Source organism: Ohtaekwangia kribbensis (assembly GCF_042676245.1).
In the GTDB taxonomy this organism is placed as follows: Bacteria; Bacteroidota; Bacteroidia; order Cytophagales; family Cyclobacteriaceae; genus Ohtaekwangia; species Ohtaekwangia kribbensis.
In genome coordinates this window covers 264,999-287,431 of record NZ_JBHTKA010000015.1, presented here as the reverse complement: position 1 = coordinate 287,431, position 22,433 = coordinate 264,999, and the positions used below count along the sequence as shown (strand labels likewise).

The 22,433-nt window shown below is 46.0% G+C and carries 24 protein-coding genes; 16 read left to right on the top strand and 8 right to left on the bottom strand.

Translation table 11 applies throughout. The features are described 5' to 3' along the window. The first annotated feature begins 3 nt into the window (after positions 1–3). The 3 genes from ACFQ21_RS28040 (at position 4) to ACFQ21_RS28030 (ending at position 3,385) form a co-directional block, all read left to right on the top strand. Complete coding sequence (locus ACFQ21_RS28040) at positions 4–1,104, top strand: Nif3-like dinuclear metal center hexameric protein (RefSeq protein WP_377585566.1); 1,101 nt, start codon at positions 4–6, stop codon at positions 1,102–1,104. A gap of 3 nt (positions 1,105–1,107) precedes the next feature. Next, the gene (locus tag ACFQ21_RS28035) at positions 1,108–1,911 is read left to right on the top strand and encodes a zinc ribbon domain-containing protein (protein ID WP_377585563.1); all 804 of its coding nucleotides are present in this window, start codon (positions 1,108–1,110) and stop codon (positions 1,909–1,911) included. Positions 1,912–2,047: 136 nt separating this feature from the next. Further along, positions 2,048–3,385, top strand: a complete 1,338-nt coding sequence (locus ACFQ21_RS28030; RefSeq protein ID WP_377585560.1) for a tetratricopeptide repeat protein — start codon at positions 2,048–2,050, stop codon at positions 3,383–3,385. On the opposite strand, the gene ACFQ21_RS28025 is transcribed toward ACFQ21_RS28030, so the two are convergent. Beyond that, positions 3,364–3,987, bottom strand: coding sequence for a histidine phosphatase family protein (locus ACFQ21_RS28025; RefSeq protein ID WP_377585557.1), 624 nt, complete (start codon positions 3,985–3,987; stop codon positions 3,364–3,366). The genes ACFQ21_RS28030 and ACFQ21_RS28025 overlap by 22 nt on opposite strands. A 186-nt stretch (positions 3,988–4,173) precedes the next feature. Between ACFQ21_RS28025 and ACFQ21_RS28020 the strand changes: the two genes are divergently transcribed. From ACFQ21_RS28020 to ACFQ21_RS28010, 3 genes are all read left to right on the top strand, one after another. Continuing rightward, positions 4,174–4,602 (top strand): hotdog fold thioesterase, encoded by a 429-nt coding sequence (locus ACFQ21_RS28020; RefSeq protein WP_377585555.1) that lies wholly within the window; start codon positions 4,174–4,176, stop codon positions 4,600–4,602. Between the two features lie 25 nt (positions 4,603–4,627). Then, a complete protein-coding gene (locus ACFQ21_RS28015; RefSeq protein ID WP_377585552.1) occupies positions 4,628–5,830 on the top strand; it encodes a chorismate-binding protein in 1,203 nt (400 codons plus the stop codon). 150 nt (positions 5,831–5,980) lie between these two features. Further along, positions 5,981–6,154, top strand: coding sequence for a hypothetical protein (locus tag ACFQ21_RS28010; protein ID WP_377585549.1), 174 nt, complete (start codon positions 5,981–5,983; stop codon positions 6,152–6,154). Between the two features lie 5 nt (positions 6,155–6,159). On the opposite strand, the gene ACFQ21_RS28005 is transcribed toward ACFQ21_RS28010, so the two are convergent. Then, complete coding sequence (locus tag ACFQ21_RS28005) at positions 6,160–7,383, bottom strand: DUF1624 domain-containing protein (protein ID WP_377585546.1); 1,224 nt, start codon at positions 7,381–7,383, stop codon at positions 6,160–6,162. Between the two features lie 312 nt (positions 7,384–7,695). Between ACFQ21_RS28005 and ACFQ21_RS28000 the strand changes: the two genes are divergently transcribed. The 6 genes from ACFQ21_RS28000 to ACFQ21_RS27975 all read left to right on the top strand — a co-directional run bounded on the left by ACFQ21_RS28000 (position 7,696) and on the right by ACFQ21_RS27975 (position 15,646). Next, positions 7,696–8,148, top strand: a complete 453-nt coding sequence (locus tag ACFQ21_RS28000) for an SPW repeat domain-containing protein (protein ID WP_377585543.1) — start codon at positions 7,696–7,698, stop codon at positions 8,146–8,148. Between the two features lie 201 nt (positions 8,149–8,349). After that, complete coding sequence (locus ACFQ21_RS27995; RefSeq protein WP_377585540.1) at positions 8,350–8,979, top strand: LuxR C-terminal-related transcriptional regulator; 630 nt, start codon at positions 8,350–8,352, stop codon at positions 8,977–8,979. Between the two features lie 705 nt (positions 8,980–9,684). Next, positions 9,685–12,606, top strand: coding sequence for a TonB-dependent receptor (locus ACFQ21_RS27990; RefSeq protein WP_377585538.1), 2,922 nt, complete (start codon positions 9,685–9,687; stop codon positions 12,604–12,606). A gap of 12 nt (positions 12,607–12,618) precedes the next feature. After that, positions 12,619–13,125, top strand: a complete 507-nt coding sequence (locus ACFQ21_RS27985) for a hypothetical protein (RefSeq protein ID WP_377585535.1) — start codon at positions 12,619–12,621, stop codon at positions 13,123–13,125. Positions 13,126–13,159: 34 nt separating this feature from the next. Next, positions 13,160–14,344, top strand: a complete 1,185-nt coding sequence (locus tag ACFQ21_RS27980; RefSeq protein ID WP_377585532.1) for a pyridoxal phosphate-dependent aminotransferase — start codon at positions 13,160–13,162, stop codon at positions 14,342–14,344. Positions 14,345–14,497: 153 nt separating this feature from the next. After that, on the top strand, positions 14,498–15,646 hold the full coding sequence (locus tag ACFQ21_RS27975; RefSeq protein ID WP_377585530.1) for an AEC family transporter: 1,149 nt from the start codon (positions 14,498–14,500) through the stop codon (positions 15,644–15,646). A gap of 50 nt (positions 15,647–15,696) precedes the next feature. Here ACFQ21_RS27975 and ACFQ21_RS27970 read toward each other — a convergent pair whose 3' ends face one another. Continuing rightward, positions 15,697–15,852 carry a zinc ribbon domain-containing protein gene (locus tag ACFQ21_RS27970; protein ID WP_377585527.1) on the bottom strand — a complete coding sequence of 52 codons (156 nt, stop codon included), beginning with the start codon at positions 15,850–15,852 and terminating at the stop codon, positions 15,697–15,699. 262 nt (positions 15,853–16,114) lie between these two features. Here ACFQ21_RS27970 and ACFQ21_RS27965 point away from each other — a divergent pair, with 262 nt between their 5' ends. Both ACFQ21_RS27965 and ACFQ21_RS27960 read left to right on the top strand, forming a co-directional pair. After that, a complete protein-coding gene (locus ACFQ21_RS27965) occupies positions 16,115–16,498 on the top strand; it encodes an SRPBCC domain-containing protein (protein ID WP_377585525.1) in 384 nt (127 codons plus the stop codon). 456 nt (positions 16,499–16,954) lie between these two features. Further along, positions 16,955–17,470: a DinB family protein gene (locus ACFQ21_RS27960; RefSeq protein ID WP_377585523.1), complete on the top strand. Its 516-nt coding sequence runs from the start codon at positions 16,955–16,957 to the stop codon at positions 17,468–17,470. An 11-nt stretch (positions 17,471–17,481) separates the two neighbouring features. Here ACFQ21_RS27960 and ACFQ21_RS27955 read toward each other — a convergent pair whose 3' ends face one another. From ACFQ21_RS27955 to ACFQ21_RS27945, 3 genes are all read right to left on the bottom strand, one after another. Continuing rightward, positions 17,482–17,709 carry a VF530 family protein gene (locus ACFQ21_RS27955; protein ID WP_377585521.1) on the bottom strand — a complete coding sequence of 76 codons (228 nt, stop codon included), beginning with the start codon at positions 17,707–17,709 and terminating at the stop codon, positions 17,482–17,484. 11 nt (positions 17,710–17,720) lie between these two features. After that, positions 17,721–17,915 carry a YwbE family protein gene (locus ACFQ21_RS27950; protein ID WP_377585518.1) on the bottom strand — a complete coding sequence of 65 codons (195 nt, stop codon included), beginning with the start codon at positions 17,913–17,915 and terminating at the stop codon, positions 17,721–17,723. Between the two features lie 88 nt (positions 17,916–18,003). Then, a complete protein-coding gene (locus ACFQ21_RS27945; protein WP_377585515.1) occupies positions 18,004–18,246 on the bottom strand; it encodes a hypothetical protein in 243 nt (80 codons plus the stop codon). A gap of 507 nt (positions 18,247–18,753) precedes the next feature. On the opposite strand from ACFQ21_RS27945, the gene ACFQ21_RS27940 reads away from it, so the two are divergent. Together ACFQ21_RS27940 and ACFQ21_RS27935 are read left to right on the top strand one after the other, a co-directional pair. Further along, the gene (locus ACFQ21_RS27940; protein WP_377585513.1) at positions 18,754–19,329 is read left to right on the top strand and encodes a hypothetical protein; all 576 of its coding nucleotides are present in this window, start codon (positions 18,754–18,756) and stop codon (positions 19,327–19,329) included. A 106-nt stretch (positions 19,330–19,435) separates the two neighbouring features. Continuing rightward, positions 19,436–20,350: a YihY/virulence factor BrkB family protein gene (locus tag ACFQ21_RS27935; RefSeq protein ID WP_377585510.1), complete on the top strand. Its 915-nt coding sequence runs from the start codon at positions 19,436–19,438 to the stop codon at positions 20,348–20,350. A 22-nt stretch (positions 20,351–20,372) separates the two neighbouring features. Here ACFQ21_RS27935 and ACFQ21_RS27930 read toward each other — a convergent pair whose 3' ends face one another. Both ACFQ21_RS27930 and ACFQ21_RS27925 read right to left on the bottom strand, forming a co-directional pair. Continuing rightward, positions 20,373–21,410 (bottom strand): MBL fold metallo-hydrolase, encoded by a 1,038-nt coding sequence (locus ACFQ21_RS27930; RefSeq protein WP_377585507.1) that lies wholly within the window; start codon positions 21,408–21,410, stop codon positions 20,373–20,375. A gap of 130 nt (positions 21,411–21,540) precedes the next feature. Then, the gene (locus ACFQ21_RS27925; RefSeq protein WP_377585505.1) at positions 21,541–22,371 is read right to left on the bottom strand and encodes a hypothetical protein; all 831 of its coding nucleotides are present in this window, start codon (positions 22,369–22,371) and stop codon (positions 21,541–21,543) included. Positions 22,372–22,433 lie beyond the last annotated feature (62 nt).

Below are 22,433 nucleotides of genomic sequence, written 5' to 3'. Positions count from 1 at the left end.
CACATGGCCGTAAAGATAAAGGATGTAACGGATTACCTCGAATCTATTGCCCCCAGAAGCTACCAGGAGTCTTATGATAATGCCAGCCTCATTACCGGCCATGCATCCTGGGATGTGAAAGGTATATTGGTAACATTAGACTGCATTGAAGCTGTCGTGGATGAAGCTATCGCCCAAGGCTGCAACCTGATTGTAGCACACCACCCGATTGTTTTCAAAGGCTTAAAGAAACTGAATGGCAACGGCTATGTTGAGCGCACAGTCATCAAAGCTATCAAGCACGACATTGCGATATATGCTATCCACACCAACCTCGACAATGTTTATACAGGTGTTAACCGGAGGATCTGCGACAAGATCGGCCTGACCAACGTAAAGATACTCGCCCCTAAAAAAGAAACGCTGGGTAAACTCGTAACTTTTATACCCACAGAAAATGCCGAAAATGTTTTGGCTGCTTTGCATGAAGCCGGTGCCGGCCAAATCGGTAACTATAAAAACTGCAGCTTCAGACTTGAAGGCACAGGCACGTTTATGCCGACCGATGACGCGAACCCGCATATAGGGCAAAGCAATAAACAGGAGTATGTAAACGAAGTACGGGCCGAAGTAATTTTCCCGCAGCACCTGGAGGGTAAGATACTCGCGGCACTTCGCAAGGCACATCCGTATGAAGAAGTTGCATATTATTTAAGCACCTTATTAAATGAAAATCAGGAAGTTGGTTCAGGGATGATTGGAGAGCTCGCTACCCCTGCTGAACCTTTGGCCTTTCTTCAAGGTTTAAAGGTAAGTATGGATTTACAGATGATCCGTCACACCAACATCAATCACGGTCCGATCCAAAAAGTGGCCGTCTGCGGAGGAGCCGGAAGTTTCCTGTTACCTCAGGCAATTCAGGCGGGGGCCGACATTTTTGTTACGGCTGACTTTAAATACCATGAATTTTTCGATGCTGATGGCCGCATAATTATTGCAGATATTGGCCATTATGAGAGCGAAGTATTCACCAAAGAACTTTTACAGGATGTTTTAATGAAAAAATTTTCTACTTTTGCGATCATTTTTTCAGAAACTGCCACGAATCCAATTAGCTACCTATAACGAATGGAAAATCAATCAATCGCACAGAAGCTTGAAGCACTCGTAAAACTCCAGTCCATTGACACCGAACTAGACGAACTTAAGAAACTCCGGGGCGATCTACCCGATGAAGTCCAGGACCTGGAAGACGAAATCGAGGGCTACAAAACGCGTCTCACCCGCCACGAAGCCGAGCTAAAGGAGATCGAAGAAGGAAACAAGAAGCATAAGGAGAACATCAAGGAAGCTGAAAAGCTTATCAAGAAATATAGCGAACAACAGAAGAACGTTAGAAACAACCGCGAGTTTGACGCTATCACCAAAGAGATCGAACTTCAGGAACTGGAAATCCAGATCTGCGAAAAGAAGATAAAAGAAGGTAAGGACAGCATTGGTTCTAAGAAAGATGAGATCGAGAAAACCGGTAACCTCATCAAGGAACGTGGCGATCACCTCGACAACAAGAAGAAAGAACTGAATGATATCATGGCCGAGAGTCATGAAGAAGAGAAGAGACTTCTTTCAGAACGCGAAAAGGCTACCAAGAAAATCGAAGACAAACTTCTGAAGTACTACGAAAGATTGAGAGGCAGTCTCTCCAACGGACTGGCTGTTGTACGCGTAGTACGTGGTGCCGCTGAAGGTTGTAACATTGTAATCCCTCCGCAGAAGATCGCTGAGATCCGCGAGAAAAAGAAAATTGTAATCGATGAACATTCTGGTCGTATCTTAGCAGATGTTGATATGGATTCCCTCGATGAAGGCGACAAACCAAAAACTGCTAAAACTGCTACCCCTGCACCTAGCCGCAGAAAGAAAGTTGAATAACATTATATTTTGTTTACACCCAAAGGCAAGCCTTTTAGCTTGCCTTTTTTTATGCTGCCTGCTGACCGCACGTGCACAGGAGTGGACGTTTGATGCTACTTCGCAGCAAGCATACGACCATGTTCTGAACCTCCAGATGGATGAAGCGCGTGCATTGTTGCCCAATCCCAAAACACCACAACAACATTATGTATTGGCACTAGCCGATGCGCTTGAACTTCTTATCACCGAAGACAATGAGAAGTTTTCGGAGTATGAAGATGCGTTCGAGAAACGACAGGAATTAAAAACCAAACTCAACTCCGCTCCCGATCTTTTTCTGCAAGCCGAACTGCAACTACAATGGACATTTATATACCTGAAGTTCGGTCATGAGTTTGATGCTGCACTAAACCTGCGCGGAGCTTACCAGGTAACAGACGAAATACGCAAGCGCTTCCCGAACTTCACCGCTGTGCAGAAACCTTCCGGGTTACTCGATGTAATTATAGGTTCTGTACCCGAGAAGTACGATTGGGTACTGGGCCTGCTCAGCATGGAAGGCTCGATTGAACTCGGCCTGAAAGAACTCGATAACATTCAGAACTCGGATCACGCACTCGCCTTCGAATCAAGTTTACTATATGCTTTAACGCGCGGCTTTGTATTGCAGCAGCCACACTGGGCCCTGGCCGAGGTGAAGCAGGATATAGCGGCCTACCCTTCCAACAAGCTGGCGTTGTTTCTCGCGGCATCACTGGCCATCAAGAACTCACAAAGTGAAGAAGCACTCTATTATCTAAGCGAACTGACCAAGCATCCGCGGGGATTGCCGCTATACTATGCCGATTACCTGCGGGGAGAAGTATACCTGCATAAAGCCGACTACCAGAATGCTATAGCGGCTTATCGTTCCTTCATAGGTAACTATAAAGGTGTGAACTATATCAAGGATGCGAATTACAAGATAGGACTTTGCTATTGGCTGAACGGAAATGCTGCGGATGCCAAAGCAGTGTTCAAGCAGGCAAAGACGTTGGGCAAGGAATCATCGGAAGCAGATAAATATGCAGCACGAAGCATGGCCGAAAACGAATTGCCACACATCAAGCTTACCAAAGCACGTTACTTTACAGACGGTGGCTATTACACGGATGCCCGCAAGATGCTCGCCTCCATTACTCCGCAAGAGCTGCCCACGAAACGCGACCAGATTGAATTTACCTATCGCAAGGCCCGACTTGCACACAAAACCAATGACCTCGTGGCTGCGCATGATCTCTACCAGCAGTCTATAAAGGCAACCGGAGATGAGCCGTGGTACTTTGCTCCCAACGCATGCCTGCAACTGGGCTATATCTCGCTTGATGAAAAGAATATACCGCTGGCCCGCGAATACTTTATGCGTGCTCTAAGCTATAAGAAACACGAGTATAAGAACAGCATCGACAGCAAAGCTAAATCTGCGCTGGCTCAGCTCAACGACAACAAGTGATCGCGATCGTTATACCGCTCTACCGAAAACATGGAGCCGGTATAATTCAACAGGTACAAGCACAGGTTTTCGTGCTCAAACATATCCATGCTCTTTAACGGGTAGTTCAATAACATGCACATCAGAATGCGTATAGCCCTACCGTGCATGCAGATCAGTATGGTTTGTTCATCGGTTTGGCTCATGAAGTGATCGACTGCAGGCTGCATCCTCTTCACTACGTCCTCAGGGCTCTCCCCTCCTTCAATCTTCAAAGCGGTGTTACCCAACTGCCACTGCTTTAACATATAGTGGTAATACTCATCTTCCGAAGGTGTTACCTTGTAGCCTTCCTTTGTTCCCCAGCTGATTTCATTTAGCCCCGGCAGTTGTACGTGCGGCAGCCCCATCTCCAGAAATCCTTTTACTGATTGGTGGGTGCGCTTCAATGCCGAAGTATATACTTTCTGAAACGGAACATCTTTATACCGGTCAAAGAATGCCTGCGCCTGCTCTCTGCCCCGGTCATTCAGATCAGTGTCCACACCACTTCCCTGCACAATGTTCTGAAGATTGTAGTCGGTTTGTCCGTGACGGATGAGGTAGATTTTTTTGCTGGTCAATTTTGCATTATTTTGGGCGCAAGTATAGTTAATCGCAGGCAGTTATCCGTTTATTCCATCCGGTAAGTTCTCGGTTTAATGATGAAAAATTACCGGGGAAGAAACTGCATGGATGAAATAACAATCCATTCCCCCGAATGGTTAATTACGAGCGGATAACCAGACCGTTAATGACAACGAAGGAGCATGAGAATTTTCAAGGAAGATCTAACCGTAGAAACGCTTAACAAGTGGTCGCCCAATACGATGGCCGAAAATATAGGCATCGAGTTTACAGCTGTAGGTGAAGATTATCTTGAAGCAAAAATGCCGGTAGATCACCGAACTCATCAACCCATGGGATTGTTACACGGTGGTGCTTCAGTCGCGCTGGCGGAGACCATGGGAAGTGTAGCGGCCATGTGTTGCGTGGATGTAACCAAACAATACTGCGTAGGTCTGGAGATAAATGCCAATCACATCAAAAGCGTACGCGATGGTTTTGTAATTGGTACAACCCGGGCTATTCACATCGGTAAGAAGACGCAGGTATGGGAGATCCGTATTACCAGCGAGACTGGTGACCTGGTGTGCATCAGCAGAATTACGATGGCGGTGTTAGACCGAAAAAATTAGGACAAGGATTTAGATATAGTGCCGAATGAATAAAGTTGCTTCAGTTTCCACTTCTGTGATTCACGAAACTGACTACATTGCTTACCTGATTAACCATGCCGTGGAAAATCAATTTTCCGTTGCAGTGTGGAGACTCCCCAACGACTCACGAAAACATCTTATCATCTCGCGAAGCCCGCAGTTGCTGAAACGAAACGCAGCTCTCGAAGAACTCGCGCAAGGATTTATATTCGCTCCCTTCGACCGCAACAGTGACTCGGTATATTTACCAGCCGACTATAAATTTACATTTACCGATGGTGCATTGCGTGCCCCGGAAGAACCCATCGAGACAACGTCCTATACCTGGCTTGAGGAACAACTGCGTACCGTGGCATCGTTCAAGACAGCGAAGTTTTATACCGTAAAGAAAACAGAAACATCTGCAGCTGCTGCTTCCTATACCGAGCTGGTGATGCACGGTGTACAGCAAATTGAAAAAGGAACATTCGAGAAAGTAGTGCCCTCACGCACCAAGATGATTGATCTTCCTTTGGGATTTGATATCGTACAGTCGTTTCAGAATTTGTGTGATGCTTACCCCAACGCACTCATCTCTTTTGTAAGCTCACCGGAAACCGGCAGCTGGCTTGGTGCAACACCTGAAGTACTGGTTAGCGTAGAAGACAAAGCTATATTTCGCACCGTAGCATTGGCCGGCACGCAGCCCTATAACACTGGTGTTAATCTGAGATCAGTAGCCTGGACACAAAAAGAAATTGAAGAGCAGGCATTGGTAGAACGCTATGTGATCAGCTGCTTTAAAAAGATACGCGTGCGTGAATATGATGAACACGGACCTAAAACTGTAGTAGCCGGCAACCTGATGCACCTTAAATCAGACTTCACGGTGGATATGAAGGCGATCAACTTTCCACAGTTGGGTTCGGTGATGCTCCAGTTGCTCCATCCTACTTCCGCAGTATGCGGCATGCCGCTTGAACCTGCACTGGAATTTCTTCAGAAGAACGAAGGCTATAACCGTCAGTTCTATGCGGGCTTCCTCGGACCGGTACATGTAAACAACAACATCAACATCTTTGTTAACCTCCGGTGTACGCAACTGCTCGACAGCAAAGCTATACTATATGCCGGTGCCGGTGTTACCATCGACTCGATACCCGAGAACGAATGGAATGAAACCGAGATCAAGTTCAACACGCTTCTAAACGTTATCAGCAAGGCATAACATTTCTCTGCAAAGTCACTTCTCTTCTTATATAATTCAAGATTATATACCTCCGGCCGCTATCGGAGCAGGCAATAAATTTCATGCTGAAATTTGTATTATGACATTCTGCTTGCGATATTCAGTAGGCAACCATACCCACCTGCCCCTATGGAAAAAGTTGTTTATACACCTGTCTTGAAAGAGCACCTGGTTCATTTAAACGCAGCGATCCATGAACTCACCCGCGAAGACACCGACAAATCGATTGAGCAGTTCCTGGCAGAACTCAGCTTTGTTCAATACCTCATCGATGAGATCAAAAACGAGAGTAATTTATTCTGATCGCGTCACAGGTAGCTAAGCCACCATTGCTCGCGGTGATTGATCTTATAGGTATCGTACCATTTGCAAATCGGGTATAGCACCAGCACCACTGCGATCCACACCAAGTATGTAACACCCAGGCTGAAACCATATCCTCTCAATGCAGGCGAGTCGGTAACCCACGTATTGAACACCATGTCGCTGAGCGTATAGCCTGTGAGTAATGCAGCGAATACCGCCAGTATATGAATAACGTAGAGGTGCAATATATAGTAGAACATCGGCACACGACCGAGTGATATAAAAGCCTGCGCGAGTTTGCCCGTATATTTCTCGGCCACAGCCAGAAAAATGAGTGAAGGCCCGAGTGTTATCAGTACATACAGCAGCGATGGCGGATACTTGGTTACATTAATGAACGACAGGAACGTAAACACACCATCCTTCTGAACACTCCAGCCATGCGGATCGCCATATACATTGATCAGTCGCAATACAACGAAGAGCGCGATGGCACCACCCCCCAGCATCAGCAACATCTTTTTGCGTTGAGTCGCATCGTACGATGGCAGATATAGTTTGCCGAAGCAATACCCCAGCAACATCACGCCGATCCACGGTATAACCGGGTAGCCTACAAACACAAATGCAAATGGAAAACGGAAGCCGCCCTGTTCATGCAGGAGTGACCACAGCATGGCATCACCACCGCTTCCGCCTATAACAGCATCTATACCATCCAGCATATTATGCCCGGCCACAAACAATATCCCGAGGGCGAGAATAATTTTAAAGGGAAGGTGAATAAACCCGGCAAGCGCAATCATACCGATCGCCAATGCCCAGATCACCGTAAGGGCTAACAATGAAAAATAGAAATTGAAAAACCACGCAAAGTTGATAACCGTAAACTCCAGCACGATGAGCCATATACCACGCTTCAACAAAAACGCAGACAACTCCGCTTTACCTTTACGGCTTCCTACCATAAATGCAGACGTGCCCGCCAGAAATACAAACACCGGGGCGCAGAAGTGCGTAATCCACCGTGTGAAAAACAAGGCAACATTTGTCTTATCAAGATTAGCCGGATTATATAAAAAGGCATCGGCATGAAAATAATCACGCACGTGATCGAGTGCCATAATTACCATCACCACTCCGCGAAGGAGGTCGATGGATTCTATGCGGGATGATTTAAGCGAACCAACAGTTCTTAAGGGAGCAGCAAGCGTTGTAGCGTTCATAGGCGCGCGAAACTACGGTAATTCAAAATGGGTTTGAAGTGTTGGTGGAAATATAAATGTTACCCGTTCAAACGTAATCAGCAAGAACCGGTTGAAAAAATCACCAATAAAAAACAGCTATATATTTCATTTTTTAAATCGTCAGCCAGGCCATTAACAGCATTGTTTCAACAAGCGTCTGATTCTAAAATCGTTGAAGAAAATCACCACTCCTTACGGGCCTCATACTCAGTATACTTGCTGCATCGATTGCTTTTGCAGGCATAAAATTTACGCCACCGCGTTCAATCACCCCGGCTAAATTTTACAACGATGAAATTTATACCAACCAAAATACATGGCATACTCGATTACCTGGTGGGTGGCCTGTTAATGGCAACACCGTGGTTGCTCGATTTTGAAGACAATACATTGATAACCTGGATCCCGGTTATACTCGGAGGCAGCACGTTGTTCTACAGTTTGTTTACCAACTATGAACTGGGCGCGATCAAATTACTGCCCATGCCTCTGCACCTGATCATCGATTTCCTTTCAGGGTTATTACTGGCGACATCGCCCTGGCTTTTCGGCTTTGCAGACTATATATATCTGCCGCACTTGGTATTGGGCTCAACCGAAATATTGGTTACGCTTTTCTCGCATACCGTACCAGCCAATGAAAAGTTAAAAGATTATCCCGTCTCGGCAGCAAGACATCGCGCCAAAGCAACCGTTGTTCGTAAAAGTCCGTGGGTAACAAAAGCGCCCCGGGTACACGGATAAACAAGTTGCATGCAACCTTGCTTCCAGGGCTTCAGCATCTTCAAAAATGTTGAAGCCTTTTTCTTTTCCGAACGTTCAGCGAAAATATTGCAGGGTATATATATACTTCAAACGATTGTGTAAAAATCAAAATATATTTTATGAGAGAAGCCGGCACTTGTCGGTTTACAAACTAAAGCGAATAGTTTATATTTACTTAACATGGTAAAAATAGCGGTTGTTGATGACCATACTCTGTTCAGATTCGGGTTACTAACACTTCTGAAGGAAGACCCACGCTTTGAAGTTACAGGAGTATATAGAAGTTTCAACACCATTAAACCACTTATCCCCGACCTTGATGCCAACCTCGTTGTTGTTGATATAGCCTTGAACAAACAAACGGGCTTTGATATAGCTGCCTATATAAAAGAGTATAATCCCGGGTTGAAAGTAGTTATTCTCACTTTGCTCAAAGAAGACCTGCACATTATGAGCGCTGTTGAAGCAGATATAGACGGCTATATTCACAAAGACACCGAACCGGAAGAAGTCATCCTCGGCATTAACAAAGTACTGAACGGTGAAAAATTCTATTCGCTGGAAATCTCTAACATCCTTATCAGCAACCTTCAGAAACGAAACTTCCGAGGACTCCCCTTCCTCACTTCGAAGGAAAAGGAAATCATCAAATATCTCATGGAAGGGAATTCAAGCAAAGAGATCGCAGCCATGCTTGCTGTAAGTCCGCGCACCATCGACACGCACCGCGCCAACATCCTCAGTAAATTCAACCTGAAGAACACCAACGAACTCATTACGAAGATCGCTGAGCAGAAGATTAGGATATAATTGTTATCCATGGATCGTTATCCGTTTCTAGATTGAACGTTAGCGGCTTAAAGTACATTTCCCTTTGTGTTTCTTCGAGTCTCCGTGCAATTGGATTTTTAACCCCGAAGTCCACCGTCAACTATATATCTATTATATATATATACACCTACACTCACGATTGACGATTAACGGATAGTGATTCCCGCTAACGTTGCAACGCAACACAACTCCACAAACACTGCGCATTACGTATAAACCGCTCCGTAATTTCTTCAGATTTTCTCTAGGTATTAATGCTGATGTATAGCCTGTATACATCATATTAACTTACTACATGTATCGCTTTTATAGTCCATGCAATGTTGAAGAGTGAGTAAGCTATCGTTTGAAAGTGGTATAAATGTCAGTTTTATAGCAAGCATGTGTATAGGTTGAAAAGCAGAGAGTTCTCCGAGCTGACATTTTGAATTACGCACCTAATTAAACCTATAAATACGTATGAGAAGAACGGTATATCCACACAAAACTTAATTGTTGGCACCAGTCTCTTCATCCCGGAGATGACTGTCTTATTTTTTGAATCGCCTTGTCGTACCGGTATAACTCCGGTTAACGCAGTTACAGATCGCTGTCGTGATCCGTACACTCGTGTATTGTCTTTTTCATAAGGTGCCGCGGTATATATACCCCACCAGGAATAACAACAATTAACCCCTTACCACCATGAAAGTGATTTTACGAACTCTATGTTTTATACTCTGTGCAACACCAGTCTGGGCACAAACAGCCATTACCGGTAAAGTCTCCTCCACGTCAGACAACGCACCGCTGCCCGGTGTAAGCGTTATCCTGAAAGGTGATGCCGGCAAGGGAACACTTACCGATGCGCAGGGAAAATATACTATATCAGCCAGTCCGGATGATATACTGGTTTTTTCCTTTATCGGATTCAAGACGAAAGAAGTACGAGTAGGTTCAGAGACGACCATCGATGCCCCGATGGATGAGTCTCTCAATGAACTCAGCGAGATTGTTGTAACCGGTACGCGAAGTGTGGGGCGCACCGTATTGGAAACACCAGTGCCGGTGGATGTTATACCCATCCAGGATATCATGGGAGAACTTCCGCAGATCGACCTGGCACAAATGCTTGCTATACTTGCTCCGAGCTTTAATGCCGTTCGCTCACAGGGAGGCGATCTTGATTCGCATGTAGATCCTGCGCAGCTGCGAAACCTCGCTCCCAATCAAACACTGGTATTGGTAAATGGAAAACGAAGACACACATCATCGTTGCTCATTATCACCACTGCTGTAGGAAGTCCATCCACCTCGGTAGACCTGATGACGATTCCGGCATCGGCCATCGAACGCGTGGAGATTCTTCGCGATGGTGCTGCAGCACAATATGGATCGGATGCAGTAGCCGGTGTAATCAATATAGTACTGAAAAAAGGTACCGATAAACTCACCGGCAGTTTTACCGGTGGCGGCTATCTCAACTCCGGTGGCGATGCCGGCAATCTCACCGACAAAGGAAACCCGGATGGCTATAATTACCAGCTTACCGCGAACTATGGATTTTCGTTGGGCACGCGTGGCTTTCTCAACTTTTCCGGGGAGCTCACACAACGGAGGCCTACACTACGGCCCTTTGTAAATGACTGGCAAGTATACGATGCTACATACCTGAACAACGAACGCACCGATAAGTATGGTAATCCCATCATAACCAATCCGGAGCTGGTGACAGCACTCGGCAGTGGCGATGATGCGCAGGCATCGTCCCTGCGTACGCAGGAAGGTTTGATGACTGCGCGTGGCCTGGAACCCGAAGACTTCGCGGTATATGCCGGTATGCCTGCCATCACGTTAGGAAGTACATTTTACAATGCAGAGTATACATTAAGTCCTACAACAACACTCTATGCCTTCGGGGGTATATCGTATAAATTCCTGGAAGGCTATTCCTGTTACTTCCGCAGACCGGCACAGACCGACCGCTTCAACTACCTGCTATACCCGAACGGCTTCCGTCCGCAGATGACATCGAATACAGCAGATTATTCTTCAACGATTGGTATACGCAGCAAAGCAGGTCTTTTCAACATGGACTTCAGCAATACCTTCGGACGAAACAAGATGCGCATTGGCATGGTAAATACATTCAACGCATCCATCGGATCGAACTCACCGGTAGAGATGAATCTCGGCACACACCAGTTCTCGCAGAACACCACGAACCTGGACTTCTCGCGCTCTTTCAAAGATATAGCGCACGGACTAAATATAGCCTTTGGTGCAGAAATGCGCGTGGAAAACTACAAGATCATGAAAGGCCAGGAAGAAAGTTATACTACGGGTGATGCGGGTACCCTTACCGTTACAAAGGATGGATTGTTGATCGGTCCGGATGGTAAACCGCTGGAAGATGGCAGCAGCACACCTATCGTAGATGCCAACGGCAACCCGATTACCGTTCAGCGCGGAGACCAGGTTATCGTCAAATCATTTGCATCGAATTGTCAATGCTTTGCCGGATTTGGTCCGAAGAACGAACGCGATGAGTATAGAACAAACCTTGCAGCCTATGTAGATGCCGAACTTGAACTGACCGAAGCGTTGCTGGTAGAAGGCGCAGCACGCATTGAAAATTACTCTGACTTCGGAGAAGTAGTTACCGGTAAATTTGCCGCGCGTTATTCCATCCTGAAAAACCTTTCCCTGCGCGGATCAATCTCCAGCGGATTCCGTGCACCTTCGCTGCAAGAGTTAAACTATACGCACACCGCCACGGTATTTTTACCCGACCAGTTTGGCGTGCCACAACCCGTTGACTACACTACGTACCCGACCAACAGCACGGCTGCCCGCGTACTGGGTATAAAAGAACTTTCGGAAGAGCGCTCTAAAAGTATAGGTATGGGACTAACCTATCAGCCCATTACCGGTTTTGAAGTAACAGTAGATGCATACCAGATCGATGTGAAGGACCGCATCTTCCGCACCAACAGCTTTAACGCAGCCGAGGTTGGCAATAACTATGACGAGGTGATCGGTGCGCAGGGCGAAGCACAATTCTTTGTAAATGGTGGCGATGTTCGCTCAAGAGGTATCGAGATTGTAGGCAACTATACTACAAGTCTTACTGGTAAATCGCAGATCAACGTAAACCTGGCTGCTATATTCAGCCGCAATGAATTACTGGAATCAAAGATAGTAGACCTCAACGTAGAGAATCTTACCGATGAGCAACTGGTAGAAAAATACCTGAACCGTTCGGTAATAGGACAATTCGAAACCGGCACACCGCGATCGAAGTTTATCGGCTCGGTAAATTATCGCCTCGGTAAATTCTCCGCGATGCTCCGCGGTACCTACTATGGAAGCGTTACAGAACTTTCAACCGTTTCCGACACCAACGGAGTATATTATGATCAAACTTTCTCTGCTCAGACTATATTTGATATGAGCATCAGCTACGACCTTACCATGAACCTGAAACTGTCGGTGGGCGGCAACAATATATTCGATAAATACCCGGATATAATGCGAGCCGAGAACAGAGGTTTCTACCTATACTCCAACAGCCAGCAAGGTTCCAATGGCGCTTATTACTACGGTCGTATTCTGTTTAACTTCTAATCCGCCTCCGATATGAAAACATATTTTGCTCCTATATTTCGTTTCGCGCTGATGCTTATTCCGGCTATACTCATGCTCACTTCCTGCGAACAGGAGAACGTTGAACCTGAACTGGAAGCTGCCCCCGGTGGTGGTACACTTACAGTTTATAAAGCCTATACCCTCGACTCGATACCCGGCCAGGGTAATATCTACGGTCGCGTGGTATTCTGGCGCGACAATACAAAGAAAACACTCGTACAGGTGTCGCTGTATAATACAGCCAGTGCGGACATATACCCCACCGGTATCTACACCGGCAAGGCTGAAGACGACCTGGTCACGGAACTCCAGCCCCTATATTCGGTTAGCGGTGCCACGGGAGAATTCAGCACATCCAAATTCTACGTCATTACTGATAAAACATTTTTCGAAAACCTCGAAACGTACAACGCCCACGTAAAGATATTACTTCAGTCCACCGTGATTGCCTCCGGTGATATAGGAGAAAACGCTACACCAGTCGCTGCCAGCGAATAACCATAACTATTAACCACCAAACAAAACAACGAACATGACAACATCCGGTATTAGCAGACGCGCCTGGTTAAAACAAAGCGCAGTAACGGCAGGCGGCATTGTAACAGCACTCGCCTTACCCGGCACCACAACAGCAACACCTGCCTTTGGTATGCAGCCCTATAAAGGACAGTATCATTTACTGGAGCGATACCACGTTGCCCCGGCCGATATGGAAAACCTGAAAGCGCGCTTGCTCGCCAATGAAAATCCATGGGGCCCTTCGAAGAAAGCTGTGGCGGCTATTGCCGAAGCGGCCAGTAAAGGCAACCGGTATGTATATAAAAGCTGTCTCAAAATGATTGAGATCGTGGCGCAGAAAGAAGGCGTAGCGCCTGAAAATATACTCCTGGCTCCCGGCTCCACGGATGTACTGGAGAAAGTAGCATTCTCGCTCTGCCGGAAAGGTGGCAACGTTATCTCAGCCGATCCCTCCTATATGTCGCTTGTCAACACAGCAACTTCGATCGGTGCCACCTGGAAAAATATACCCCTACGGACTGACTATGCGCACGACCTGACCGCCATGGCCGGGGCTGTAGATGCCGATACGAAACTGGTATATATCTGCAATCCGAATAATCCTACCGGTACACTCACACCGATTGAAGAGATCAGGACCTTTTGCCGGAAAGTAGCTACCAATACACCGGTGTTTATTGATGAAGCATACCTGGAGTTATTGGACAACCCGGATTCACAGACAGCCGTGGGCTTGGTAAAGGAAGGATACGATGTGATCATCAGCAGAACTTTTTCGAAAATACACGGTATGGCCGGACTGCGCATCGGCTATATGATTGCAAAGCCCGAGCGTGTAAAAATGATACAGGAACTGGTGCGCACCGAGATGGGCATTAGTATAACATCGCTGGAAGGTGCGCTGGCCAGTATGAAGGACACCGAGTTCCAGTTATATACCCGCACCAACAACAAGAAGAACCGAGAGTATGTTTTTGAAGAACTCACCAAAGCACGGTTAAATCCGATACCATCCTACACCAGTTTCATTCTCTTCCCGATACAAATGCCGGTGCAGGAGATGATGTCGAAAATGTTGGAGAAAGGTGTTGGCATTCGAGGATATGATATACATGGCAAACCGTATGCACGCGTAAGCATGGGCACCATGGATGAGCTTAAGCTCTTTGTAAAAACGCTGAACCAGATTGTGAGTTAACCGCTCACGATCCGTTCCCAGGCTTGTATAGCCGCCCCGAAAGAAGGGAAACAACCGCGCCAGTGTGAGTATATATAGTCATGCTGGCCGCGATTGTCCTTTTACCCAGGGGCAAGCGTAATCAATTATCCATCATGTCCAATTGAGTAAATTATGAGTTCTGCCACCACCAAAACCATATCACTCCTCTTACTTATTATCATCGGTTACCTCTTTAGGAAAAAGATAAAGAACAAAGATCAGCGTGAAGGCATCAAAACGTTGATACTGAGTCTTGCGCTGCCCGCCACTATATTTATCGCCTTGCTGCAGATCGATTTCAAATCCGATCTTATTATTATACCTATACTATCGCTCGGGTTCAATATCGTTATGCATATACTGGTTGATAAACTTCCGCTCCGGCCGGTGTTTGGTATACCGGTAAATCAATATCGCGTGCTGATCATGCTCATCCCTTCGCTGGCACCCGGGCTTTCGTGTTTTCCCTTCATCATGGAATATAGCGGGCAAGGTCCGCTGGCGATGGCAGCGTTGGCAGATGTCGGAAATAAAATATTCGTGCTCATTATCTCCTATACCATTGCGATGAAATGGTATTTCGAAGCGAATAAAGACAGCATGCCGGAGGAGGGCAACAAAGTAAAAGATTTACTTTTCTCGTTGCTGAACGAACCGGTAAACCTCGTTATCGTCACTGCCATTATTATGCTCTCGATGGGACTCTCCTACTCTGCATTCCCGGAGTTTATTCGTCTGAGTATAGATCGCCTGAGCCTGATGATGACACCACTTGTGCTATTATTTATAGGACTTTCCATGCGACTTACGTGGGACCAGGTTCGCACTATATTTTCATTCCTCTTCTTTCGCTCCGGTATAGCCTTTCTGATCAGCGGACTGTTGCTATTCTTTTTCCCGGTTACGGATATACCCACCATGTTGCTCATCGTAGTATTTCCGCAAAGTGCGTGCAGCTTCTGGCCGTATGCGCATATGGCCTCCGTTGCTCAACTGGAAAGTAAAGTGGAAGGTAAACCAACTTCGCGCACCTTTGACCTGGATTTCGCGATGAACGTACTGGCCTGCTCGATGCCGTTTTCCGTTATCCTTATCCTTGCCATCTATGCGTCTGGCAACTTTTTCACCAGCACATCCAATGTATTTATATGCGCAGGTATATTGCTGACGCTTGCTGTACTGGTTGTACTGTTATCGTCAAAAGCAATTGCTGTATATAAAAGCAATGCAGCCGCGATGAAGATTACACCGCAGGTAGAGAACACCGAGAACGCTACCTGATTAAAAAACACTTTACACAAAACGGGGACATACGCAGGTATGTCCTTTTTTTAGAACAGAATCAGGTATATAAAAAGCAACACCAGTAATAACGCCACCACCTGCCATGTACGATTCGTTCGCGTAAACTCATACTGACAGATCGGACAAATCTTGCTCTTCTCATCAACCTGCATCGCGCACGATGGACACTCCTTTGTTTTCATTTTACAAAAATAACATATAGTCCCGTCATTTCGAGCGAGCTAAGTTCCCGATTAATGCACATACCCGCGAGCCCACACACAAGCTTACTTCATCAATGCGATTCCTGCGGAGCGTTAACGAAATACATCTATATAAACCATGAACGTTGCCCCGGCTGCGGGACTTCTCGCAGTGAGCACAGCAACACGATCAAAAAGCGCACGCTCGAAGTGACAGTACTATATAAATATTTTTTCCGTACGTTTGAGGCATTGTTCATTTATGAAAGACTTCAAGAAATACTATACCATTCCTGCCACACCCGAATATGTATACCTCGCCTTAACAAATCCGCTAACCATTCAGTTATGGTCGGGTGAAGAGGCCGAGATGTCTACCGAACCCGGTTCTGAATTTTCACTTTGGGATGGAAGCATCGTTGGTAAAAACCTTGAATTCGAAACGAGCAAAAAAATTGTACAGGAGTGGTACTTCGGAGACCAGGAAGAAAAATCAATTGTCACCATTAGACTACATCCTGCTGCAGACGGTGCAACATCAGTCGAATTGAGACACACCAATATACCAGACGAAGACTATAACGACATTGTAGAAGGCTGGAATACGATGTACTTTGGTTCTCTGCAGGATTTTTATGACGAATGAGAATTAGCTGCGAGCTGCGAGAGTGAAGTTGCAGAAAGCTGCGAGAGGAAGGAAGTTATTGTAAAAGAGAATATATTGTTCTCACTTAAAACGCGCTGTTATGACTCCCTCCGTTACCTCGCTCGTTGAAAAGGAGGCGCCTTCCGATGCCCTGCGCCCGGTTGTAGAAGAATATATATACCGGAAAATATCTTTACCCGCCATCACTTGCGTATGAGTTCAATTACTTCGATCAGATGCACATGGTGAAGGATTTTAAGAAGTATCTTTGCGCTGTGAATAAAAAGCAACGAGCTTTGAGATTAGAAGATAAGAATGGCTTGACAGGGAATCACCATCCCGTCCTATATGGCGAAATTTTAGAAACCAGTAGCATCCCTTCTTACTCCTTACTATTCCTTTCCTGCAGCCAGAAGCCAGCAACTTTTACGTATCTTTACGCGCAGCAAACACGCCATGAGTGATAAACGCGAAGTATGGCTTCGGGGCCCAGTCCCGGAAATTCCGCAGTTACTGCAGCCGGTAGCCCATGCGTTGTTACAGGCTGCGGAAGAAGTAGAAAGTGCTATAGCTTCTTTCAACACTATATATCTGTGGGATAAACCGTATGGTATGGCTTCGGTGGGGTTTCACCTGCAGCACCTCTCCGGCGTGCTCGATCGGCTCTTTACGTATGCACGAGGTGAGTCGTTATCAACGCTTCAACTCAAGGCGCTTCAACAGGAAGGCACCGCTCCCACTCCTTCCGCTACAGCAACTGAACTTGTGACTGCTTTTCATGAACAGGTACAGCGTGCGCTCAAACAACTTCAGGAAACTGATGAGAAACGATTAACGGAACATCGCGCTGTCGGCCGACAACAATTGTCTTCAACGGTACTCGGCCTACTCTTTCATGCTGCCGAGCATACACAACGCCATGTGGGCCAGTTACTGGTTACAGTTAAAGTTGCCGGTAATCAGCAGGCTTAGTATACTATATATTATGGTTTTGCTTTCTCGATGGTATTGATGTAGAGTTCTTCTACTTTGGTTCGAGCCCACGGAGTTTTGCGCAGAAAGGTAAGACTCGATTTTACGCTCGGGTTTTCATTGAAACAACGAATGCGGATGCGTTCTCCAAGTTCTTCCCATCCATAATGACTTACCAGGAAATTGATAACCATCTCCAGGGTCTTGCCGTGCAACGGATTATTCGGTTGGCTTTCCATATGCAGATCGTCTAGTGTATAATTTCTTTTACTCTGCCGATCTGGCCATCCTCGAGGCGCACTTTGATGCCGCGGTGGTGAACCGGTGCGCTGGTAAGTATATCTTTTACAATACCTTCTGTTAATATACCGGTACGCTGATCTTTCTTCAATACGATCTTGACGTGTGTGCCCTTCGCTATATTCGCGCGTATGGTTCCGCTCATGCTATACGTAATAATTAGCACAAAGGTAATGAACGGAAAAAGAAATCCACTACCGGTATTCAACAAACCAATAGTATAGATTTATACATCACGATCCTTCCGTGATAATGGTTACACCGGCAGCTTCACACGTGCCATCGGTTTCACGTTTGATCTTCAGGAACACTTTAGCATCCGGATTACTCTCCATAAACTGACTGTCCTGCTGCTTCCAGGAATAAGGTGCGTCATGAAAACCGCGGGCATGTATGATATCGCCCACCGAAATATCAACGATGGATGCGCGGTCTACCTCAAATAACATTGTATTGCTGCCGATCTCGTATACCATGGAAAATTATGTTAGTTTATACTTTACCATTTAAAATATTATACCTGCCGCAGCTGCCGATATTTATAGGTAAATATGCTGTCTGCACAGGTCGAGATATAGTCTCTGGCAGTCTTCTTCAGCGTGCAGGTAGGATTGTGCATTGGCCACGCATATTTCCCCGGAATTATTGATTTCCGAATCAAACCATACATACCATTAAATCGAATTATATTCTGAATAACACCTAAAATCATCCAAACATTCGTTAAAAACGGATTTTTTAGCGACCAAAATCAGAATATTATTCTGTTTATCATTTTAAACAGTAATACAATTACGCAGTGTGTATGTGTTACTACTGCCGATTCGGTGGGCGGTGATGTTGGAAGAAGAAAATCCTGACAACGCGGTCAAATCGCTTTCCTTACGTTTCGCTTGCGAGCATGCGCTTTGCAAAAGTTCAACCGAAACGATTCTACACCTTTGCATCATCAAACACGAACAAATTTTAACAATTAATAAAACATGAACTCTAAATTTTCAGTATTAGTTTTCGCTTTTATTGTTTCAACAGCTTCAGCTTTTGCAGATGCTCCTACATCATTAACCGTTGTGCCTGCAACTTCACAGGTTTACAAAGTTTATTACAAAACAAAAGAAGCCGGTAAAGTAAAAGTATCGATCATCAACAGCAGCAATCAGCTTGTGTTCTCTGAAGTAATGAGCAACGTTGCATCCTTCGTACGTCCGTATAACTTCAGCGAACTTCCTGAAGGTGAATATACCATCGTGCTGGAAGACAAAAACGGCAAGCAGGTAGAGAAAGTAAACTACGCGATGAACAAGATCGTTAGCTTTGTAAAAGTTACAGCAGTAGCAAACGCTGATAACAAGTATATGCTGAACGTAGCGAACAACGGTTCTGAAGTTGTTACTGTAAAAATCTTCAGCGGAAATTCTTTACTGCACTCACAGGATGTTCAGGTAACAGGTTCTTTCGGTCAGGTATATAACCTGAGCCAGGTTAAAGCTACTACGGCTGCAACGATCACTTTCGAAGTATCTACAAGCAGCGGCAAGTTCCAGTCAATCACGTTCTAATAAGAAATTTATAGTCTATAGCGAAAGCCATCCCGACCGGATGGCTTTCTTTTTTATATACCTATGGAATAGTTTTTTGCTGCTCTATACGCAAAGCTCAAGCTATATGCGCGTATTGAATGTATTCAGCAAATTCTGGATGCTGTTGAAAAGTACATTTCAGCAATGGAATGATCGCGATCCGTTCAGCAACAGCGCTACCATTGCTTATTATACCATCTTCTCGTTACCCGGACTGCTCGTGATCATTATTAACCTGGCCGGATATTTCTTTGGCGAGGAAGCCGTTACCAACAAGATATCATCGCAGGTGGGCGGCATGATTGGTACAGGCACAGCCGAAGATGTGGAAACAATAGTCGCGCGTGCCAGTGAAAACAAAGGCTCGACACTGGCATCCATCATTGGTATAGTAACGCTGCTCTTTGGTGCCACCGGTGTATTCTATAAACTGCAACAGATACTCAACCAGATGTGGGAAGTGAAGCCGCAGCCGAAGCAAAAATTTCTGAAGCTTGTGCGCGATCGCGTTTTTTCATTCGGACTTATACTCGTGGTTGGTTTCCTGATGTTGATATCGCTGGTAATCTCGACAGCCCTTATCGCCATACGCGACTGGGTAGCGGGCTATCTATCCGAATCACTGCTTGTGATCTTTCGTATTATTGATTTACTGGTGTCGTTTGGTATTGTAACGCTGCTCTTTGCTGCCATCTATAAATTTCTTCCGGATGCACGCATTCGCTGGAAAGATGTATGGATTGGTGCAACGCTCACGGCCGTATTGTTTGTTATTGCCAAGTATGCGTTGGGTATATATTTCGGTAATGCAGATCCGGCATCCACGTATGGTGCAGCAGGGTCAATCATTCTCATCATGCTGTGGGTTACGTATGCCGGAATGATCTTGTTGTTTGGGGCTGAATTTACACAAGTGTATGCAACGCGCTACGGCAAGAAAATAGAGCCAACCGAAGGTGCCGTATCCACGCACACCATCGATCAGCCCGTAAAATCATAAGTATATAACTGGCATCACCTGCTTAATTCAGCAAGTGGTGAAGTTTATGACGAGGCTTTTTGCGCCAGTCCGCGAGCCAATCCTGTATAGTATCCTGGGGTTCTGATCTTTTCTTTACCTGCCTGTAAATAAGATACCCGATCGATAACACAGCGATAGATATGCCCACCACTTTCAATGCAGTTGAATAGTCGGGTTCAACAGCGGGTGGTAAATATAGCACGCCTGTCTCATCGGTAATAGCAGGCTCATTTACATAGCGGCCGTGTGCAGGCTGCGCGAGTTTATCGAACCGTGTTGACAGGCGCTGCAGCGCCAGTTGCATCGCTTCACCCTGCATCGGTTCACCATGACCAGTCGCGATGATCTGCGGATCAAGTGCTGCCAGTTTCAAAACCGATATCTTGGCGGAAGCCCAGTTACAGGTGAGATATTTAGGCGGACCTGATACTTGTTTCTTATAGGACAATGCATACAGTGCTGACTCGGGTCTTGTCGTTACAACAGCATCGCCGGCAATTAATACTTTATCGCTTTCGCGGAATAAACTGATGTGTCCGGGAGAATGCCCGGGGGTGTGAATGAACCGCCAGCCGTTAAGGCCCGGTATAGCATTGTCACTGTTATCAGCAAGGGGCTGAAGATTGGATTGTATATCAATAGGACCGGTCGGGTATATCCACGACATCGATGACATCAAGCCACCACCCACACTTGGATCTGCCGGAGGATACGATGATTTCCCGGTAAGGTATGGCAACTCCAGCGGATGCGCATATACCGGCACATTCCATTCCTGTACAAGCGTATGCAAGGCACCTACGTGATCGAAGTGACCGTGCGTTAAAATGATACCGGCCGGTTTACTTCCTTCACCGAATAGCTCGTGGGCCATTGCTTTGATACGCGGAGCCGACCATTTCAACCCGGCATCTACCAGGAACCACGCGTTGGTTTCGCTATCCTGGATGATGAAATAATTCACAAACAAATCTCGCTTTCCCCATACTCCCGGGGCAATGGCGTAATCGTACGTTGAAGACTTCGCTGGCATATTCATATCTCTGAGCATTTATAGTTCGCGGATATGAAACATAAAAAACATGCCTGCCCGGAAAATGAAAAAGCACGTGTATGATTCACAGCACGTGCTTTACAATCGAAAAATATTGTATGATCCTATACCAACACTATGACCGGAACCATTTCCAGAATTTACCGAGCCACGTGGTGGGAGTTTTCGTCAAGTCGCCCGTCATTTCAATAACCTGTTCATCGATCAGGCGTGCAGGCTTGGTTGGTACAGATGCTTTTACGCGGTTCTGATAATATAGTGTGCGTCTCTCCTTTTCGTTTTTAGCATCTGCTTCACGCTTCAACTGCGCTTCGTATGCTTCGCGTTCGCGTTGAAGTGCTACCGGATTTTTACGCGGTCTTTTGTTACGCGCATCATTCTGATCGGATTTGTGATGAGACTTTCTTCGTCCTTCTCTTCCCTCTCTGCGTTCTTCTTTAAACGATTTACTATCGGCTTCCGGTGTTGAAGTTGTAGTAGTTGATTCTGCCGATTCGGTTGCCGGCTTCTGCTCTTTCTTCTTCGGCTCGGGTAATTCTATTTTGCCCAGTACCTTCAACCCTGCCAATTCAACTTTAGGCGCTTTGATCACTTCTATCTTCTGCTCTTGTTCTGTATCCGGTATAGTATTGCTCCCGTCCGTAACAACCATCTCCTGCTGTATATCCGGTGCCAATACAACCTGCTCCGGTTCTATAACTTCAGGCGCTACAACTTCAATGGGCTCAGCGTTTGTTTCTTCCGGTATATCTTGTTTTTCATCGGCTGCCGGAGCGGTGAACTCTTCTGCACGCGCGGGTGCAAAATGATTTACTACCAGCATCAGCTGTTCGTGCTCAAGCCGTGTATTGGTGCTTTCATCAATCCGGATATTGTTGGTGGCAAGGAAGTCAACGATGTCGGCGGGTATTACTGCCAGTTTCCGGGCTAATTGTCCTAGTCTCATAGGATACTATTCTATTATTCGGGTGCAAATATACCCACAGATTCAGTATATCGTGACGGGCG

Bases quoted from the DNA above. Each gene is read 5' to 3' on its own strand.
- ACFQ21_RS27985 (WP_377585535.1), top strand. From the start codon at position 12,619: ATGAAAACATATTTTGCTCCTATATTTCGTTTCGCGCTGATGCTTATT.
- ACFQ21_RS27935 (WP_377585510.1), top strand. From the start codon at position 19,436: ATGCGCGTATTGAATGTATTCAGCAAATTCTGGATGCTGTTGAAAAGT.
- ACFQ21_RS27930 (WP_377585507.1), bottom strand. From the start codon at position 21,410: ATGAATATGCCAGCGAAGTCTTCAACGTACGATTACGCCATTGCCCCG.
- ACFQ21_RS28000 (WP_377585543.1), top strand. From the start codon at position 7,696: ATGAAATTTATACCAACCAAAATACATGGCATACTCGATTACCTGGTG.
- ACFQ21_RS27950 (WP_377585518.1), bottom strand. From the start codon at position 17,915: ATGAGCGGAACCATACGCGCGAATATAGCGAAGGGCACACACGTCAAG.
- ACFQ21_RS28010 (WP_377585549.1), top strand. From the start codon at position 5,981: ATGGAAAAAGTTGTTTATACACCTGTCTTGAAAGAGCACCTGGTTCAT.
- ACFQ21_RS28005 (WP_377585546.1), bottom strand. From the start codon at position 7,383: ATGAACGCTACAACGCTTGCTGCTCCCTTAAGAACTGTTGGTTCGCTT.
- ACFQ21_RS28040 (WP_377585566.1), top strand. From the start codon at position 4: ATGGCCGTAAAGATAAAGGATGTAACGGATTACCTCGAATCTATTGCC.
- ACFQ21_RS27980 (WP_377585532.1), top strand. From the start codon at position 13,160: ATGACAACATCCGGTATTAGCAGACGCGCCTGGTTAAAACAAAGCGCA.
- ACFQ21_RS27970 (WP_377585527.1), bottom strand. From the start codon at position 15,852: ATGAAAACAAAGGAGTGTCCATCGTGCGCGATGCAGGTTGATGAGAAG.
- ACFQ21_RS27960 (WP_377585523.1), top strand. From the start codon at position 16,955: ATGAGTGATAAACGCGAAGTATGGCTTCGGGGCCCAGTCCCGGAAATT.
- ACFQ21_RS27990 (WP_377585538.1), top strand. From the start codon at position 9,685: ATGAAAGTGATTTTACGAACTCTATGTTTTATACTCTGTGCAACACCA.
- ACFQ21_RS28030 (WP_377585560.1), top strand. From the start codon at position 2,048: ATGGATGAAGCGCGTGCATTGTTGCCCAATCCCAAAACACCACAACAA.
- ACFQ21_RS27945 (WP_377585515.1), bottom strand. From the start codon at position 18,246: ATGGTATACGAGATCGGCAGCAATACAATGTTATTTGAGGTAGACCGC.
- ACFQ21_RS27975 (WP_377585530.1), top strand. From the start codon at position 14,498: ATGAGTTCTGCCACCACCAAAACCATATCACTCCTCTTACTTATTATC.
- ACFQ21_RS27965 (WP_377585525.1), top strand. From the start codon at position 16,115: ATGAAAGACTTCAAGAAATACTATACCATTCCTGCCACACCCGAATAT.
- ACFQ21_RS28035 (WP_377585563.1), top strand. From the start codon at position 1,108: ATGGAAAATCAATCAATCGCACAGAAGCTTGAAGCACTCGTAAAACTC.
- ACFQ21_RS27925 (WP_377585505.1), bottom strand. From the start codon at position 22,371: ATGAGACTAGGACAATTAGCCCGGAAACTGGCAGTAATACCCGCCGAC.
- ACFQ21_RS27940 (WP_377585513.1), top strand. From the start codon at position 18,754: ATGAACTCTAAATTTTCAGTATTAGTTTTCGCTTTTATTGTTTCAACA.
- ACFQ21_RS27995 (WP_377585540.1), top strand. From the start codon at position 8,350: ATGGTAAAAATAGCGGTTGTTGATGACCATACTCTGTTCAGATTCGGG.
- ACFQ21_RS28015 (WP_377585552.1), top strand. From the start codon at position 4,628: ATGAATAAAGTTGCTTCAGTTTCCACTTCTGTGATTCACGAAACTGAC.
- ACFQ21_RS28020 (WP_377585555.1), top strand. From the start codon at position 4,174: ATGAGAATTTTCAAGGAAGATCTAACCGTAGAAACGCTTAACAAGTGG.
- ACFQ21_RS27955 (WP_377585521.1), bottom strand. From the start codon at position 17,709: ATGGAAAGCCAACCGAATAATCCGTTGCACGGCAAGACCCTGGAGATG.